Annotated in this window: 2 protein-coding genes; both read right to left on the reverse strand. The window is 75.1% G+C overall.

What is annotated here, in order from left to right:
- Positions 1 to 15,561 (reverse strand): SDR family NAD(P)-dependent oxidoreductase (locus AC0693_RS38270; protein WP_478804554.1); only part of this gene is annotated, 15,561 nt, incomplete at its 3' end.
- A gap of 60 nt (positions 15,562 to 15,621) precedes the next feature.
- On the reverse strand, positions 15,622 to 17,501 hold a 1,880-nt coding region (locus AC0693_RS38275; RefSeq protein WP_478804553.1), incomplete at its 5' end, for a beta-ketoacyl reductase.

Raw genomic sequence — 17,501 nt, forward strand, 5'->3', positions numbered from 1 at the left:
GCACGGCACCACCAGCGCCGCCGGAATCTCACCACCCTCCGCCACGGCCACACCCAACCCGGCCAGGTCCGCGAACACCTGCGCACCCTCACCCAACAACAGCCAGTCGTCGAACGACCCGACCGCAGCCACCGACGTCCACTCCACCCGGAACAGCGAGTCCCGGGTCAGGTCCGGCGCCGTGACGAGCTGGTCCCGGCTCACGGCCCGCAGGGCCAGTCCGGCGACCGAGGCGACCGGTTCTCCGGACGCGTCGGCCAGGGTGAGCGCGACCTCGCCGTTGCGGGCGACGGTCAGGCGTACACGGAGCGCGGAAGCTCCCACGGCGTGCAGCGCAACGCCGGTCCAGGAGAAGGGGAGCCGTCCTTCCGCACCCGCAGTGTCCGCGGATGCGCCCAGTCCGAGGGCGTGCAGGGCGGCGTCGAGCAGGGCCGGGTGGAGGCCGAAGCGGGCGGCGTCGTCCGCGGCGCCCTCGGGGAGGGCCACTTCGGCGTAGTAGGTGCCGTCCAGCAACCAGGCCGCGGTCAGGCCCTGGAACACCGGGCCGTAGCCGAAGCCGGACTCCGCGAGGCCCTCGTACAGACCGTCCACCGGGACGGGCTCCGCTCCGGTCGGCGGCCAGTCGGTCAGGCGCTGCGGGGCGGGGTCGGCCCCGGTCGCGAGCGCGCCGACGGCGTGCCGCGTCCACGGGGTTTCCTGTTCCGCGTCCTCGGGGCGGGAGTGCAGGGCGAGGCTGCGGCGGCCCGACGGGTCGGGCGCGCCGATGGAGAGCCGCAGCTGCACGGCGCCGTGCTCCGGGAGCACCAGCGGTGCTTCCAGGGTGAGTTCGTCGACGAGGTCGCAGCCGACGTGCTGCCCGGCCTGGAGGGCCAGCTCGACGAAGGCCGTGCCGGGCAGGAGGGCCGCGCCCATGACCCGGTGGTCACCGAGCCAGGGGTGGGCGGACAGGGAGAGGCGGCCGGTGAACAGGTGACCGTCGGAGTCGGGGAGCTGGACGGCGGCGCCGAGCAGCGGGTGGTGGGCGGCGCCGAGACCGGCAGCGGTGACGTCGCCGTCGGTGCGGCCGGCGTCGAGCCAGTAGACGGCGCGCTGGAAGGCGTACGTCGGCAGATCCACTCGGGTGGCGCCCAGCGGGGCGTAGTAGGCCTGCCAGTCGACGGAAGCGCCACGGACGTAGGCGGTGGCGAGTGCGGTGAGCAGGGTCTCGGCCTCGGCGCGGTCCTCGCGGAGGGCGGGCGCGAAGGCGGCGCCTTCTCCGGAGATGCAGTCCTGGGCGAGGGCCGACAGGACGCCGTCGGGCCCGAGTTCGAGGTACGTGGTGACCCCTGCCGCCTCCAGCGCCCGGACACCGTCGAGGAAGCGGACGCCTTCACGGACGTGCCGCACCCAGAACTCCGCCGAACCCATCTCGTCCGAGACCAGCGCACCCGTCAGATTGGAGACGACCGGAATCCGCGGTGTGTCGAACGACAGCCCCGCCACGACCTGACGGAACTCATCCAACATCCCGTCCATGTGCGGGGAGTGGAAGGCGTGACTGACCGTCAGCCGCTTCGTCTTGCGGCCGGCGAACGAAGCCACCACCGCCAGCACGGCATCCTCGTCACCCGCGATCACGACCGACGCAGGCCCGTTGACGGCGGCGATGCTCACCCGCTCGGACAACAGCGGCAGGACCTCGTCCTCCGACGCCTGCACCGCCACCATCACACCACCCGAAGGCAACACCTGCATCAGACGCCCACGAGCGGACACCAGCACACAGGCGTCCTCCAACGAGAACACACCCGCCACATGCGCGGCCGCGATCTCACCCACGGAGTGACCGGACAGGAAGTCAGGCTTCACACCCCACGACTCCAGCAACCGGAACAACGCCACCTCAACCGCGAACAACGCCGGCTGCGCATACTCCGTACGATCCAGCACCACCGCATCCCCGCCGAACAACACCTCCTCCAGCGGCAGTGCGAGGTTCATTGCCACACACACCGCGTCCAGCGCCTCCGCGAACACCGGGAAGGCGTCATACAACTCACGCCCCATCCCGAGCCGCTGACTGCCCTGCCCGGTGAACAGGAAGGCCAGCTTCTCCCCCGCCGCCGGCTGCGTCCCGCGGACCAGGCCGGCCGCCTGACGGCCCTCCGCGAGGGCCGCCAGGCCCGTTCGGAAGCCGTCGACGTCAGCGGCGACCACGGTCGCGCGCTGCTCGAAGACGGCGCGGGTGGTGACGAGCGCGTGGCCGATGTCGGCGGGCTTCGCCTCCGGGTGGGCCTCCAGATGGGCCAGGAGCCGCTCGCCCTGGGCGCGCAGGGCCTCGGGCGTACGGGCGGACAGCTGCCAGGGCAGCGCCGCCGGGCCCGCGAGGGCCGGGGCGGCCGCGTCGCCACCGGCGCCGGTGGTGGCCCGGGTGCTGCCGGATTGCGGGAGCTCGATGATGGCGTGGGCGTTGGTGCCGCTCATGCCGAAGGACGAGACGCCCGCGCGGCGCGGCCGACCGGTCTCCGGCCAGGCCATCGGCTCCGTGAGCAGCGAGACCGCCCCCGCCGACCAGTCCACGTGCGGGGACGGCGCGTCGACGTGCAGGGTCCGGGGCAGGACACCGCGGCGCATGGCCTCGACCATCTTGATGATGCCCGCGACACCTGCGGCGGCCTGGGTGTGGCCGAAGTTCGACTTGATGGATCCGAGCCACAGCGGGGAGTCCGCGGGGCGGTCCTGGCCGTACGTCGCGAGCAGGGCCTGGGCTTCGATCGGGTCACCGAGCCGCGTGCCGGTGCCGTGGGCCTCCACCGCGTCGACGTCGGCGGTGCTCAGGCCGGCGTTGGCCAGGGCCTGCCGGATGACCCGCTGCTGGGCGGGGCCGTTCGGCGCGGTCAGGCCGTTCGAGGCGCCGTCCTGGTTGACGGCGGTGCCGCGGACGACGGCCAGGACCTGGTGGCCGTTGCGGCGCGCGTCGGAGAGGCGTTCGACGAGGAGCATGCCGACGCCCTCGCCCCATGCGGTGCCGTCGGCGGCGGCCGCGAAGGGCTTGCAGCGGCCGTCGGCGGCGAGGCCGCGCTGGCGGCTGAACTCGGTGAAGACGTCAGGGGTGGTGATGATCGTGACTCCGCCCGCGAGGGCGAGGGTGCACTCCCCGGCGCGCAGGGCCTGTGCGGCGAGGTGCAGGGCGACCAGTGAGGACGAGCAGGCGGTGTCGACGGTGACGGCCGGGCCCTCGAAGCCGAAGGTGTAGGAGACGCGGCCGGAGGCGATGCTGCTGGAGCCGCCGGTGCCGAGGTAGCCCTCGACGCCCTCGGGGACGGTGTTCAGGCGCGAGACGTAGTCGTTGTGCATCTGGCCGACGAAGACGCCGACCTGCTGTCCGCGCAGAGTCGCCGGGTCGATCCCGGCACGTTCGAAGGCCTCCCAGGAGGTCTCCAGCAGCAGCCGCTGCTGCGGGTCCATGGCCAGGGCCTCGCGGGGGTTGATCCCGAAGAACGTGGGGTCGAAGTGGTGGGCGTCGTAGAAGAAGCCGCCTTCGCGGGCGTACGACGTGCCCGGATTGTCGGGGTCGGGGTCGTACAGCGCCTCGGTGTCCCAGCCGCGGTCGGCGGGGAGGTGGGCGATTCCGTCACGGCCTTCGGCGAGCAGGTCCCACAGGTCCTCGGGGCTGCGGACGTCGCCGGGGAAGCGGCAGCTCATGGCGACGATGGCTATGGGGTCGTCGGCTGCGTCGACGCCGGGTCCGGCGGGGTGCCGCGGGAGGGCGGCGGCCGCGGCCTCGGAGCCGAGGAGTTCGTCCCTGAGGTAGGCGGCGAGGACGGTGGGGTTGGGGTAGTCGAAGACGACGGTGGCAGGCAGCCGGACACCTGCGGTGGCGCCGAGCCGGTTGCGGAATTCGACGGCGGTCAGGGAGTCGAAGCCGAGGTCCTTGAAGGCGCGGCCGGGTTCGACGGCGTCGGGGGTGGCGTGGCCGAGGACAGCGGCGACCTGGTCGCGTACGAGGTCCAGGAGGAGGGCGTCCCGCTCGTTCCCGGGAAGCCGTACGAGCTGCTCGACGAGCGGGGTTCCGGTGCCGGTGGCGGTGGCCTCGACGGCCCGGCGGGCCGTGGTGCGCACGAGGCCGCGCAGCAGTGCGGGGACCATGCTCGCGTCGGCCTGGCGCAGCGGGACGAGGTCGAGCTGCATGGGGACGAGGTGGGCGTCGCCGGTGCGGTGGGCGGTGTCGAGGAGGGCCAGTCCCTCCTCGGAGGACAGGCCGAGGACGCCGGAGCGCGTCATGCGGTCCTTGTCGGCGGCGTCCAGTTCGCCGGTCATGCCGCTGGCGTCGGCCCACAGGCCCCAGCCGAGGGAGGTGCCGGGGAGGCCGTGGGCGTGGCGGTGGCGGGCGAGGGCGTCGAGGAAGACGTTCGCGGCGGCGTAGTTGGCCTGGCCGGCGCCGCCGAAGGTGCCCGCGGCGGAGGAGAAGAGGACGAAGTCGGCCAGGTCGAGGTGGCGGGTCAGCTCGTGGAGGTGGAGCGCGGCGTCGACCTTGGGCCGCAGGACGGTGTCGAGCCGCTCGGGGGTGAGGGCCGTGATGACGCCGTCGTCGAGGACACCGGCGGTGTGGACGACGGCGGTCAGCGGGTGCTCGGCGGGGATGCCCGCGAGGAGGGCGGCGAGCGCGTCGCGGTCGGCGGCGTCGCAGGCGGCGACGACCACGTCGGCGCCCAGCGCGCGCAGTTCGGCGGCGAGTTCGGCGGCTCCGGCGGCGGATTCGCCGCGGCGGCTGGTCAGGATCAGGCGTCGGGCACCGCGGACGGTGACGGCGTGGCGGGCGACGAGGGCGCCGAGGGTGCCGGTGCCGCCGGTGATGAGGACGGTGCCCTCGGTGTTCCACTCGGAGGGCACGGTGAGGACGATCTTGCCGGTGTGGCGGGCCTGGCTGAGGTAGCGGAAGGCCTCGGGGGCCTGGCGCAGGTCCCAGGAGGAGACCGGGATGGGGCGCAGGGCGCCGGATTCGAAGAGGCCGAGGAGGGTGGTGAGCATCTCCTGGATGCGGTCGAGACCGGCCTCGGTGAGGTCGAAGGCCTGGTAGGTGACGCCGGGATGGGCGGCTGCGACGTCCCGCGGGTCGCGGACGTCGGTCTTGCCCATCTCGACGAAGCGTCCGCCGCGCGGCAGCAGCCGCAGCGAGGCGTCGACGAACTCGCGGGCCAGGGAGTCCAGGACGACGTCGACGCCCCGGCCGCCGGTGGCGGTGCGGAAGGTGTCCTCGAATTCGAGGGTGCGGGATGAGGCGATCCGGTCGTCGCTCAGGCCGAGTCCGCGCAGGGTGTCCCACTTGGCGGGGCCGGCGGTGGCGTAGACGTCGGCGCCCCAGTGGCGGGCCAGCTGGACGGCGGCCATGCCGACGCCGCCGGCGGCGGCGTGCACGAGGAGGGTTTCGCCGCTCTGCAGGCCGGCGAGGTCGTGCAGGGCGTAGTAGGCCGTCATGAAGACGATCGGTACGGCCGCCGCGTCGGTGAAGGTCCAACCCCGGGGCATCGGGGCGATCATGCGGCGGTCGACGACGGCGAGCGGGCCGAACGCGCCGGGCAGCATGCCCATGACGTGGTCGCCGGCTGCGAGGTCGGTGACGCCGGGCCCGGTCTCCAGGACGATGCCGGCGCCTTCGGAGCCCATGAGGCCGGGGTCGCCGGGGTACATGCCGAGGGCGTTGAGGACGTCGCGGAAGTTGAGGCCGGCGGCGCGGACGGCGACGCGGACCTGTCCGGGCCGCAGCGGGGCCTCGGATTCGGGGCTGGGCAGCAAGGTGAGGTGGTCGAGGGTGCCCTTGTCCTCGATGTCCATGCGCCAGGCGGAGCCGTCGACGGGCGGGGTCAGCGGCGTGGTGGCCGGGATCCGGACGAGGCGGGGGGCGTGGACCGTGCCGCGGCGGACGGCGAACTGGGGTTCGCCGGTGGCGAGGGCCGCGGCCAGGAGCGTGCCGTCGGCGGTGGGGCCGTCGAGGTCGGCGAGGACGAACCGGTCGGGGTTCTCCGACTGCGCGGAGCGGACCAGGCCCCAGACGGGGGCGTGGACCGGGTCGGTGAGGTCCCAGTCGCCCTGGGTGGCGACGGCGCCCCGGGTGACGAGCACCAGACGGGAGGCGGCGAAGCGGTCATCGGCGAGCCAGCCCTGCACGAGGGCGAGGGCCCGGTGGGCGGCGGCGCGGACCGCGTCGGGGGTCAACGCGGCCGCGGAGTCGGGGGCGGGCGGGCAGGGGGCGAGGACGTACGGGGGCAGGGGCGCGCCCGCGTCGAGGGCGGTGGCGAGCTCCGCGAGATCGGCGTACGCGCGGCCCGGCAGGCCGTCGCAGGTGCCGAGGACGGCCCAGCGGTCGCCGGGGGTGGTGTCCTGGGTGGTGGCGGGCAGCGGGAGGGTCGCCCACTCGATGCGGAACAGCGACTCGTGGTGCGCGGTGCGTGCGGGGCCTGCGAGGCGGTCGGCGGAGACGGGCCGGACCCGGAGCCGCTCGACGGCGGCGACGGGTGCGCCGGTGGTGTCGGCGAGTTCGAGTGCGAGGAGGTCGTCGCCGTCGAGGGTCAGGCGGACGCGGAGCGCGGCGGCGCCGATGGCGTGCAGGGACACCCCGCCCCAGGAGAACGGCAGCCCGGCCTGGCGGTCGGTGTCGGCGGGCCGGACGAAGGTGGCGTGCAGGGCGGCGTCGAGGAGGGCCGGGTGCAGGGCGAACCGGGTGGCCTCGGCGCGGTTGTCCTCGGGGAGGGCGACCTCGGCGTAGACGTCGTCGCCGAGGGTCCAGGCGGCGCGCAGGCCCTGGAAGACGGGGCCGTAGGCGAAGCCGCCCTGGGCGAGGTGCTCGTACAGGCCGTCGACGGAAACGGGCTCGGCGCCGGCCGGGGGCCAGGCGGTGAGGTCGAAGGAGGGCCGGGGCGCGCCGGTGGCGAGGATGCCGGTGGCGTGCCGGGTCCAGGGTTCGTCGTCGGCGGCGTCGGGGTCGCCGGAGTACAGGTCGAGGGTGCGGCGGCCGTCCCGGTCGGCGGCGCCGACCACGATCTGGATGCGGACCGCGGCGTGCGGGGCCAGGACGAGCGGGGTTTCGAGGGTCAGCTCTTCCAGCAGGTCGCAGCCGGCCTGGTCGCCCGCACGGACGGCGAGTTCGACGAAGGCGGTGCCGGGGAGGAGCACGGTGCCCATGACGGCGTGGTCGGCGAGCCAGGGGTGGGTGTCGAGGGAGAGCCGTCCGGTGAACAGGAAGCCCTCGCCGTCGGCGAGCGGGACGGCGGCGCCGAGCAGCGGGTGGTGGGCGGCGCCCAAGCCGGCCGATTCGACGTCGCCGATGAACCCGGCGGGGGCCTCCAGCCAGAACCGGCGGCGCTGGAAGGCGTAGGTGGGCAGCTCGGTGCGGCGGGCGCCGGTAGTGGCGAAGTACGCGGTCCAGTCGACCGGGACGCCCCGGGTGTGGACGGCCGCGACCGCGGCGGCGAGGGCCTCGTTCTCGTCGCGGTCGCGGCGCAGGGCCGGGACGAAGACGGCGTCGGGCGTGGTGGCGGTGTAGGTGCCGACGTCGGTGTTGGTGTCGGAGCCGGACTCGGTGAGGCAGTCGCGGCCTAGGCCCGACAGCACGCCCTGCGGGCCGAGTTCGAGGTAGGTGGTGACGTGCTCGGCGTCGAGGGTGCGGACGCCGTCGAGGAATCGGACGGCTTCGCGGACGTGGGCGACCCAGTGCTCGGGGGTGCGCAGGGCGTCCCCCGCGATCTCGCCGGTGAGGTGGGTGACGACGGGGATGACGGGCGGGTGGTAGGTGAGGGAGGCGGCGACGTCGCGGAAGGCGTCGAGCATGCCGTCCATCAGCGGGGAGTGGAAGGCGTGGCTGACGGTGAGCCGCTTGGTGCGGCGGCCGCGCTGCTCGAACGCGGCGGCGATCTCCAGTGCGACGGCCTCGTCGCCGGAGACGACCACCGAGGAGGCGGAGTTGACGGCGGCGACGGCGATCCGGTCCTCACGGCCGGCCAGCAGCGGCCGGACCTCGTCCTCGGTGGCGGTGAGCGCGATCATCGCGCCGCCTTCGGGGAGTGCCTCCATCAGGCGGCCGCGGGCGGCGACGAGGGCGGCCGCGTCGGTCAGGGTGAGGACGCCCGCGACGTGCGCGGCGGTGATCTCGCCTACGGAGTGCCCGGCCACGAAGTCGGGGCGCACTCCCCAGGACTCGACGAGCCGGTAGAGGGCGCTCTCCAGGGCGAACAGGGCGGGCTGGGTGATGCCGGTCCGGTCCAGGAGCCTCCCGTCCGCGGCGAACAGGGCTTCCTTGAGGGGGTGTTCGAGGTGCGGGTCCAGGGCGGCGCACGCCTCGTCGAGGGCGGCGGCGAAGACCGGGTGGGCGGCGTACAGGTCGCGGCCCATGCCGGGGCGCTGGCTGCCCTGGCCGGTGAAGAGGACCGCGAGGCGGCCGTCGGCGGTGTCGTGCCGGAGGAGCCCGGCCGCGTCGCGGTCCTCGGCGAGGGCGGTGAGGCCGGTAAGGAGCTGCTCGCGGTCGGCGGCGACGACCGCGGCGCGCCGGTCCAGGGCGGTACGGGTGGTGGCCAGGGAGAACGCCACGTCGGCGGGGGCCGCCGCGGGGCGGTCCGCGAGGTGGGCGGCGAGGCGTGCGGCCTGGGCGCGCAGCGCGTCGGGAGTACGGCCGGAAAGGACGAACGGCAGTACGGCGCCGGTGCCGGCGACGGCCGGGGCGGCGACGGCGGGGTCCGTGACGGCCGGGCCCGTGTCGGCTCCGGCCTCGTCGGCGGGCGGCTGCTCGATGATGACGTGCGCGTTGGTGCCGCTGACACCGAAGGAGGAGACGCCCGCGCGGCGCGGCCGGCCGGTCTCGGGCCACTGCGCCCGCTCGGTCAGGAGGGAGACGGCGCCGGCGGTCCAGTCGATGTGCGGGGACGGCTCGCCGATGTGCAGGGAGGCGGGCAGGACGCCGTACCGCATCGCCTGGACCATCTTGATGATGCCGGCGGCGCCCGCGGCGGCCTGGGTGTGGCCGATGTTGGACTTGATGGAGCCCAGGAGCAGCGGCCGGTCCTCGGGGCGCCCCTGGCCGTAGGTGGCGAGCAGGGCCTGGGCCTCGATGGGGTCGCCGAGGGTGGTGCCGGTGCCGTGGGCCTCGACGGCGTCGACATCGGCGGGGCTCAGCCCGGCCTGGGCGAGTGCCTCGCGGATCACGCGCTGCTGGGAGGGCCCGTTGGGGGCGGTCAGGCCGTTGGAGGCGCCGTCCTGGTTGACGGCCGTGCCGCGGACCACGGCGAGGACGGGGTGGCCGTTGCGGCGGGCGTCGGAGAGCCGCTCGACGAGGAGCATGCCCGCGCCCTCGGCCCAGCCGGTGCCGTCGGCGTCGGCGGAGAAGGACTTGCAGCGGCCGTCGGTGGACAGGCCCCGCTGGCGGCTGAAGTCGATGAAGGTGTCCGGGGTGGACATGATGGTGACGCCGCCCGCCAGCGCCATGTCGCACTCGCCGCTGCGCAGGGCCTGCGCGGCCAGGTGCAGGGCGACGAGGGAGGAGGAGCAGGCCGTGTCGATGGTGACGGCCGGACCCTCCAGGCCGAAGGTGTAGGAGATGCGGCCGGAGGCGACGCTGCCCGCGGTGCCGGTGCCGAGGTAGCCCTCCAGGCCCTCGGGGACGGCGGGAAGCCGGGTCAGGTAGTCGTGGTACATGACGCCGGCGAAGACGCCGGTGCGGCTGCCGCGCAGCGAGGCCGGGTCCATGCCGGCCCGCTCGAAGGCCTCCCAGGAGGTCTCCAGCAGGAGCCGCTGGTGCGGGTCCATGGCCAGGGCCTCGCGGGGGTTGATGCCGAAGACGTCGGGGTCGAAGTCGGCGGCGTCGTGCAGGAATCCGCCCTCGCGGGTGTACGAGGTCCCGGCGCGGCCGGGGTCGGAGTCGTACAGCGCGTCCAGGTTCCAGCCGCGGTCCGTCGGGAAGGGCGAGACGGCGTCGACGGAGTCGGCGACGAGGCGCCACAGCTCCTCGGGGGTGGTGACCCCGCCGGGGTAGCGGCAGGCCATGGCGACGATCGCGATGGGCTCGTCGGCGACGGCCGGGACGTGGACGGTGGCCGGGCCCGCGGGGGCGGCCAGGTCGCCGAGGAGTTCGGTTCGCAGGAAGGCGGCGAGGGCGTTCGGCGTGGGGTAGTCGAAGACGAGGGTGGCGGGCAGCCGGACGCCGGTGACGGAGCCGAGGCGGTTGCGCAGTTCGACCGCGGTCAGCGAGTCGAAGCCGAGTTCCTTGAAGGCCCGGCCGGCGTCGACGGCGTCGGGGCCGGGGAAACCGAGGACGGCGGCGACCTGGACGCGGACGGTGGCCAGCAGCAGCCGGTCGCGTTCGGGTGCGGTCAGCGGCAGCAGCCGCTCGGCGAGCCCGTCGGCGGGCGCGGCGCCTTGGGCCGCGGCGGGGCGGCGGGCGGCGGGCCGGACCAGGCCGCGCAGCAGCGGCGGGACCATGCGCACGTCGGCCTGGCGCAGCCCGGCCAGGTCCAGGTGCATGGGGACGGCGGTGGCCTCGCCGCTCTCGCGGGCGGTGTCCATGAGGGCGAGGCCCTCGGTGGAGGACAGCGCGGCGACTCCGGCGCGGGAGATCCGCTCCAGGTCGGTGGCGGCGAGTTCGCCGGTCATGCCGCTGCGCTCGGCCCACAGCCCCCAGGCGAGCGCGGTGGCGGGCAGGCCCTCGGCGCGGCGGCGCTGGGCGAGGGCGTCGAGGAAGGTGTTGGCGGCGGCGTAGTTGGCCTGTCCGGCGGCGCCGAGGGTACCGGCGGCGGCGGAGAAGAGGACGAACGCGGCGAGGTCGAGTCCGCGGGTGAGCTCGTGCAGGTTGACGGCGGCGTCGACCTTGGCGGGCAGGACGTGGTCGATCCGTTCGGGGCTGAGCGCTTCGAAAATGCCGTCGTCGAGGACGCCCGCGGTGTGCACGACGGCAGTCAGCGGGTGCTCGGCCGGTACGGAGGCCAGGACGGCCGCGAGCGCGCCGCGATCGGCGGCGTCACAGGCGGCGAGGGTGACCTCGGCGCCCATCGCCCGTAGCTCGGTGAGGAGTTCGGGGGCTCCGGCGGCGGCCTCGCCGCGGCGGCTGGTCAGCAGCAGGCGGCGGACGCCGTGGGCGGTGACCAGGTGGCGGGCGACGAGCCCGCCGAGGGTGCCGGTGGCTCCGGTGACGAGGGCGGTGCCGTCGGTGTCGAGCGGGCGGGCCTCGCGGCCCTCGGCGGCGGGGACGGCGGGGACGCGGGCGAGCCGGGGGACGACGGCGCGGCCCTCGCGCAGCGCGAGCTGCGCCTCGTCGGTGGCGAGGGCGGCCGGGAGGGCGCGCAGGGACTCCTCGCGGTCGTCCAGGTCGAGGAGGACGAAGCGGTCGGGGTGCTCGGACTGGGCGGCGCGCAGCAGGCCCCACAGCGGGGCGTGCGCGAGGTCGGCCACGTCGGACGCGGCGGTGGTGGCGACGGCGCCGCGGGTGACGAACACGAGCCGGGAGGAGGCGAACCGGTCGTCGGCGAGCCAGGCCTGGGCCAGGCCGAGGGCCTCGTGCAGGGCGGCGGCGACGGCGGCGGGCAGCTCCGCGTCGACGGGCGTCGGCCCGGCCGGCGGCTCGCCGGGGACGGGCACGAGGACGGCCCGCGGGACGGGGGCGCCCGCCTCGACGGCCGCGGCGAGGGTGGCGAGGTCCGGGTGGGCCGCGGCGGTCGGCAGGACGGCGCCGAACGGGGAGGTGACGCCCGCGCCGGAGCCGACGCCCTCGTCGGCGGCCGCGCCGAGCACGGCCCACTGGCCGGGGACGACGGTGGTGGCCGCGGGCAGGGCGAGCGGGCTCCACTCGACGCGGAACAGCGCGTCGTGGAAGGTGGTGCGGGCCGCTCGTACCTGGTCGGGGGTGACGGGGCGGAGCAGCAGGGCATCGACGGTGGCGACGGGCGCGCCGCTCTCGTCGGCCAGGTCCACGCGGACGGTGTCCTGCCCGGCGGGGGCGAGCCGGACGCGCAGGGCCCGGGCGCCGACGGCGCGCAGGGTGACGCCGCTCCAGGAGAACGGCAGGCGGCCGTGGTCGGTGTCCTCCAGCAGGGAGCCCATGCCGACGGCGTGCAGGGCGGCGTCCAGCAGGGCGGGGTGCAGGCCGAACAGGGCGGCTTCGGCGTGTGCCTGCTCGGGCAGGCGGACCTCGGCGAAGACCTCTTCGCCCCGCTGCCAGGCGCCGGTCAGGCCTTGGAAGACGGGGCCGTAGGCGAAGCCGGTGCCGGTGAGGTATTCGTACAGGCCCTCGACGGGCAGGGCGGTGGCGCCCTGCGGCGGCCAGACGGCGAGGTCGCTGCCGGTGCCCCGGTCGGCGGCGGCGACGGCGGGGGCGAGGAAGCCGGTGGCGTGCCGGGTCCAGGCGCCTTCGCCCCAGGTGTCGTCGGCGGCGTCCTCGGGCCGGGAGTGCAGGGTCAGGGGGCGCCGTCCGTCGGTGTCGGGGGCGCCGACGGCGAGCTGGATCTGGACGCCGCCGTGCGGCGGCAGGACCAGGGGGGCCTGGAGGGTGAGTTCGTCGAGCAGCGGGCAGCCGCTGTGCTCGCCGGCCCGCAGCGCGAGTTCGACGAAGGCGGTGCCGGGCAGCAGGACGGTGTCCATGACCGTGTGGTCGGCGAGCCACGGGTGGGTGGCGAGGGAGAGCCGCCCGGTGAAGAGGTGGCCGTCGCCGTCGGCGAGGGCGATGGCGGCGCCGAGCAGTGGGTGATCGGCGGAGCCGATGCCGGCCGCGGTGACGTCGCCGGTCCAGGTGGTCGGCGGCTCGGGCCAGTACAGGCCGCGTTGGAAGGCGTACGTCGGCAGGTCGACGCGGGTGGTGGAGCGTCCGGCGAAGACGGCTGACCAGTCGACGCGGACGCCGTGCGCGTGGGCCCCGGCCACGGCGGCGGCGAAGGCGGCCGGTTCGGGGCGGTCGGTGCGCAGCGCGGGGACGAAGACGGTGCCGTCGCGGCCGGCGAGGCAGTCCTGTGCGAGGGCGGTGAGGACGCCGCCGGGGCCGACCTCGACGAAGGTGGTGACGCCGAGAGCGGCGAGGGCGGCGACGCCGTCGTGGAAGCGGACGGCCTCGCGGACGTGCCGGACCCAGTACTCGGGGGTGCAGATCTCCTCGGCGGTGACGGAGGCCCCGGTGAGGTTGGAGACGATCGGGATGACGGGCGGCGCGTAGGTGACGGCTTCGGCGGCCTCGCGGAACGCGCCGAGCATGTCGTCCATGAGCGGCGAGTGGAAGGCGTGGCTGACGGTGAGCCGCTTGGTGCGGCGGCCGCGGGCGCGCAGGGTCTCGGCGAGGGCGGTGGCGGCGTCCTCGTCGCCGGAGACCACCACGGAGCGGGGGCCGTTGACGGCCGCGATCGAGACGCGGTCGGTCAGGAGCGGGGTGACCTCGTCCTCGGTGGCCTCGACGGCGATCATCGCGCCGCCGGCGGGCAGGGCCTGCATGAGGCGGCCGCGGGCGGCGACGAGGGCGGCCGCGTCTGCGAGGGTGAGGACGCCGGAGACGTGGGCGGCGGCGAGCTCGCCGATGGAGTGCCCGATGAGGAAGTCGGGTGTGACGCCCCACTGTTCGAGCTGGCGGCAGAGGGCGACCTCGATGGCGAAGAGGGCGGCCTGGGTGTGGGCGGTCTCGTCGAGGAGGGCCGCCTCGGGGCTGCCTTCGGCGGCGAACAGGACGTCGTACAGGGGGCGTTCGAGGTGCCGGTCGAGTTCGTCCCGAACGGCGTCGAGAGCGCGGGCGAAGCCGGGGTGGGTGGCGTACAGCTCGCGGCCCATGCCGGGGCGCTGGCTGCCCTGGCCGGTGAAGAGGAAGGCGGTGGTCCCTTCGGCGACGGCGCCGACGACGCCGGTCGCGGGCCGTTCCCCGGCGGCGAGGGCGTCGAGGCCGGTGAGGAGTTCCTCGGGGCCGGTGGCGAAGAGGACGGCCCGGCGGTCCAGCGAGGAGCGGCTGGTGGCGAGGGAGTAGCCGAGATCGGTCAGGGCCGCGGGGTCCGCCGCGAGCGCGGGCTCGGCCCGCAGGTGGGCGGCGAGGCGGGCGGCCTGGGCGCGAAGGCCCTCGTCGCCGTGGCCGGAGACGAGCAGCGGGACCGGGCCGGTGGCGCCCTGGGGGACGCTCCCGTCAGCCTCCTGCGGCGTGGGCCCGTCCGCGTCCTGCGGGTGTGCCGGCTCGACGGGCGGTGCCTGCTCGATGACGGTGTGGGCGTTGGTGCCACTGACACCGAAGGAGGAGATGCCGGCGCGGCGCGGCTGGCCGGTCTCGGGCCACGGCACGGGCCGGGCGAGGAGTTCGACGGAGCCGGTGCTCCAGTCGACGGCGGTGGACGGCTGGTCGACGTGCAGGGATTCCGGCAGGACGCCGTTCTGCATGGCGAGGACCATCTTGATGATGCCCGCGACACCGGCGGCGGCCTGGGTGTGGCCGATGTTGGACTTGATCGAGCCCAGCCACAGCGGTCGCCCGTCGGGCCGGTTCTGGCCGTAGGTGGCCAGGATGGCCTGCGCTTCGATGGGGTCGCCGAGCGTCGTGCCGGTGCCGTGCGCCTCGACGGCGTCGACCTGGGCCGGGGTGAGTCCGGCGTTGGTGAGGGCCTGGCGGATGACGCGCTGCTGGGAGGGCCCGTTGGGGGCGGTCAGACCGTTGCTCGCGCCGTCCTGGTTGACGGCGGAGCCCCGGACTATGGCCAGGACGGGGTGGCCGTTGCGGCGGGCGTCGGAGAGCTTCTCGACGAGGAGCATGCCGACGCCCTCGCCCCAGCCGGTGCCGTCGGCACCGTCGGCGAACGGCTTGCACCGGCCGTCGGGGGCGAGTCCGCGCTGTCGGCTGAACTGCACGAACGCGCGCGGGCTGGACATGACCGTGACGCCGCCTGCAAGGGCCAGAGAGCACTCGCCGCCCCGCAGTGCCTGCACGGCGAGGTGCAGGGCGACGAGGGAGGAGGAGCAGGCCGTGTCGATGGTGACGGCGGGACCTTCGAGGCCGAAGGTGTAGGAGAGGCGACCGGAGACGACGCTGGCCGCGTTCCCGGTGAGGAGGTACTGCTCGACGCCCTGGGGGACGCCGTCGCGCAGCAGGTCGGGGTAGTCCTGACCGTTGGTGCCGATGAACACGCCGGCCTTGCTGCCGCGCAGCGTCGCCGGGTCGATCCCGGCGCGCTCGAAGGTCTCCCAGGACGTCTCCAGCAGCAGGCGCTGCTGCGGGTCCATGCCGAGGGTCTCGCGCGGGCTGATCCCGAAGAAGGCGGCGTCGAACTCGCCGACGCCGTCGAGGAATCCGCCTTCACGGGTGTACGACGTGCCCCGCCGCTCGGGGTCGGCGTCGTACAGGGACTCGATGTCCCAGCCGCGATCGGTGGGGAAATCGGTGATCGCGTCCCTGCTGCCGGCGACCAGCTCCCACAGGTCCTCCGGCGACTGGATGCCGCCGGGGAACCTGCAGGCCATGCCGACGATCGCGATGGGCTCCGGCTCCTGCGACTCGACCTCGCGCAGCCGCTGCCGCGTGTGATGCAGATCGGCAGTCACCCGCTTCAAGTAGCCGAGGATCTTTTCCTGATCCGACGCCTGACCCGCCATTGGAACCTCACCCATGTTCGTCACAAACCCTTGTGCTGCTACTGCCTGCTGTCCGCTGTGCTAGATCCCGAGCTCGTTCTCGATGAAGTCGAAGAGCTCGTCGGGCGTGGCTTCCTGGAGCTTCTCGGCCACGGCCCCATCGCTCGAATGGGCCTGCGGTTCACCCCACTTCGCCAGGAGGGCCTGGAGGCGCGAGGCGATGTCGGCGCGCGTTTCGCCGTCCGGATCGAGGACGGACAGCGCGGATTCGAGCTTTTCGAGCTCGGCGATGCCGGGTGCGGCTCCGGTGGAGCCGTCCTGGACGATTTCGGCTCGCAGGAAGTCCGCGAGGACCCCCGGCGTCGGGTGGTCGAAGACCAGCGTCGCCGGGAGCTTGAGTCCGGTGGCCGCGTTCAGGCGGTTGCGCAGTTCCAGCGCGATCAGGGAGTCGAAGCCGAGCTCCTTGAAGGCGCGGCCCGCGCCCACCTCGTCGGTGGTGGGATGGCCGAGCGCGGTCGCCGCGTGGGAGCGGACCAGTTCCAGGACGACGACGGCCTGTTCGGCCTGCGGCATCGCCGACAGCCGGCGGCGCAGCGCCTCGGCCGGGGAACCTTCCGCGCCCGTGTCCGTCGCGGCCGCCGCGCTCTGCGCGAGGCGCCGTACCTCGGGCAGGTCGCCGAGGAACGGGCTGGGCCGGACGGCCGTGTAGCCGGGGGTGAAGCGTTCCCACTGGATGTCGGCGACGGCGACGGCCGCTTCGGCGTGGTCCAGGGCTTGCTGGAGGGCCCGGATCGCGGCCCGCGGCGCCATGGCGGGCACGCCGCCGCGGTCGAGCCGCTCTCCGATGGCGCCGTCGGCGGCCAGACCGCTGTCGCCCCAGCGGCCCCAGGCCACGGAGGTCGCGGCCAGGCCGTCGGCGTGGCGCTGCTCGGCGAGGGCGTCGAGGTAGGAGTTGGCGGCCGCGTAGTTGCCCTGCCCGGCGTCACCGAGGGTGCCGGCGACTCCGGAGAACAGCACGAAGGCGGAGAGTCCGAGGTCGCGGGTCAGCTCGTGCAACGTGAGCGCCCCGTCCGCCTTGGGGGCGAGTACGGTCGCGAACCGCTCCGGGGTCAGCCCGTCGATGACGCCGTCGTCGAGGACACCGGCGGTGTGCACGACGGCGGTCAGCGGCCGGTCGGCGGGGATACCGGCGAGCAGCGCGGTGACGGCGTCCCGGTCGGCCATGTCGCAGGCCGCGAGCGTGACCTCGGCGCCGAGCGCGGTCAGTTCCTCGCGCAGTTCTGCCGCACCGAGGGCCTCGGAGCCGCGGCGGCTGGTCAGGACCAGGTGCTCGGCGCCGTTCTCCGCCAGCCAGCGGGCGACATGCGCGCCCAGGGCGCCGGTGCCGCCGGTGACGAGGGTCGTTCCCGCCGGCTTCCAAGCGGGCGGGGTGGGGGCGTCGGCGAGCGGGGCGTGGGCCAGGCGTCGGCCGTACAGCCCGGAGGCACGTACCGCGACCTGGTCCTCGACGCCGGCGCCGGCAAGCACCCCGGCGAGCCGGGCGAGGGCCCGGTCGTCGGCCTGTCCGGGCAGGTCGACGAGGCCGCCCCAGCGCTCGGGGAACTCCAGCGCGACGGTCCGTCCGAAGCCCCACACGAGGGCCTGCCCCGGGTCCTGGAGCCGCTCGGACCGGGTTACGGAGACGGCGCCCCGGGTGAGGCACCACAGGGGCGCGCTCACGGCGGCGTCACCGAGGGCCTGGACGAGGGCGGCGGTGGCCAGGAGCCCGGTGTGCGCGCGCAGCGGTGCGGTGCCGTCCCCGGCGAGGGCGAGGAGCGAGAGGACCCCGGCGGGGTCCTGCGTCTCGTCGAGGGCGGCCTTCAGGGCCTCGCGGTCGGTGGCATCGGCGGCGACGGTGAGGGTACGGACCTGCGCGCCGCGGTCGGCGAGGGTACGCAGCACAGCGGCTGCGGTGTCCCCGG

This window comes from Streptomyces sp. NPDC043876, assembly GCF_056435825.1.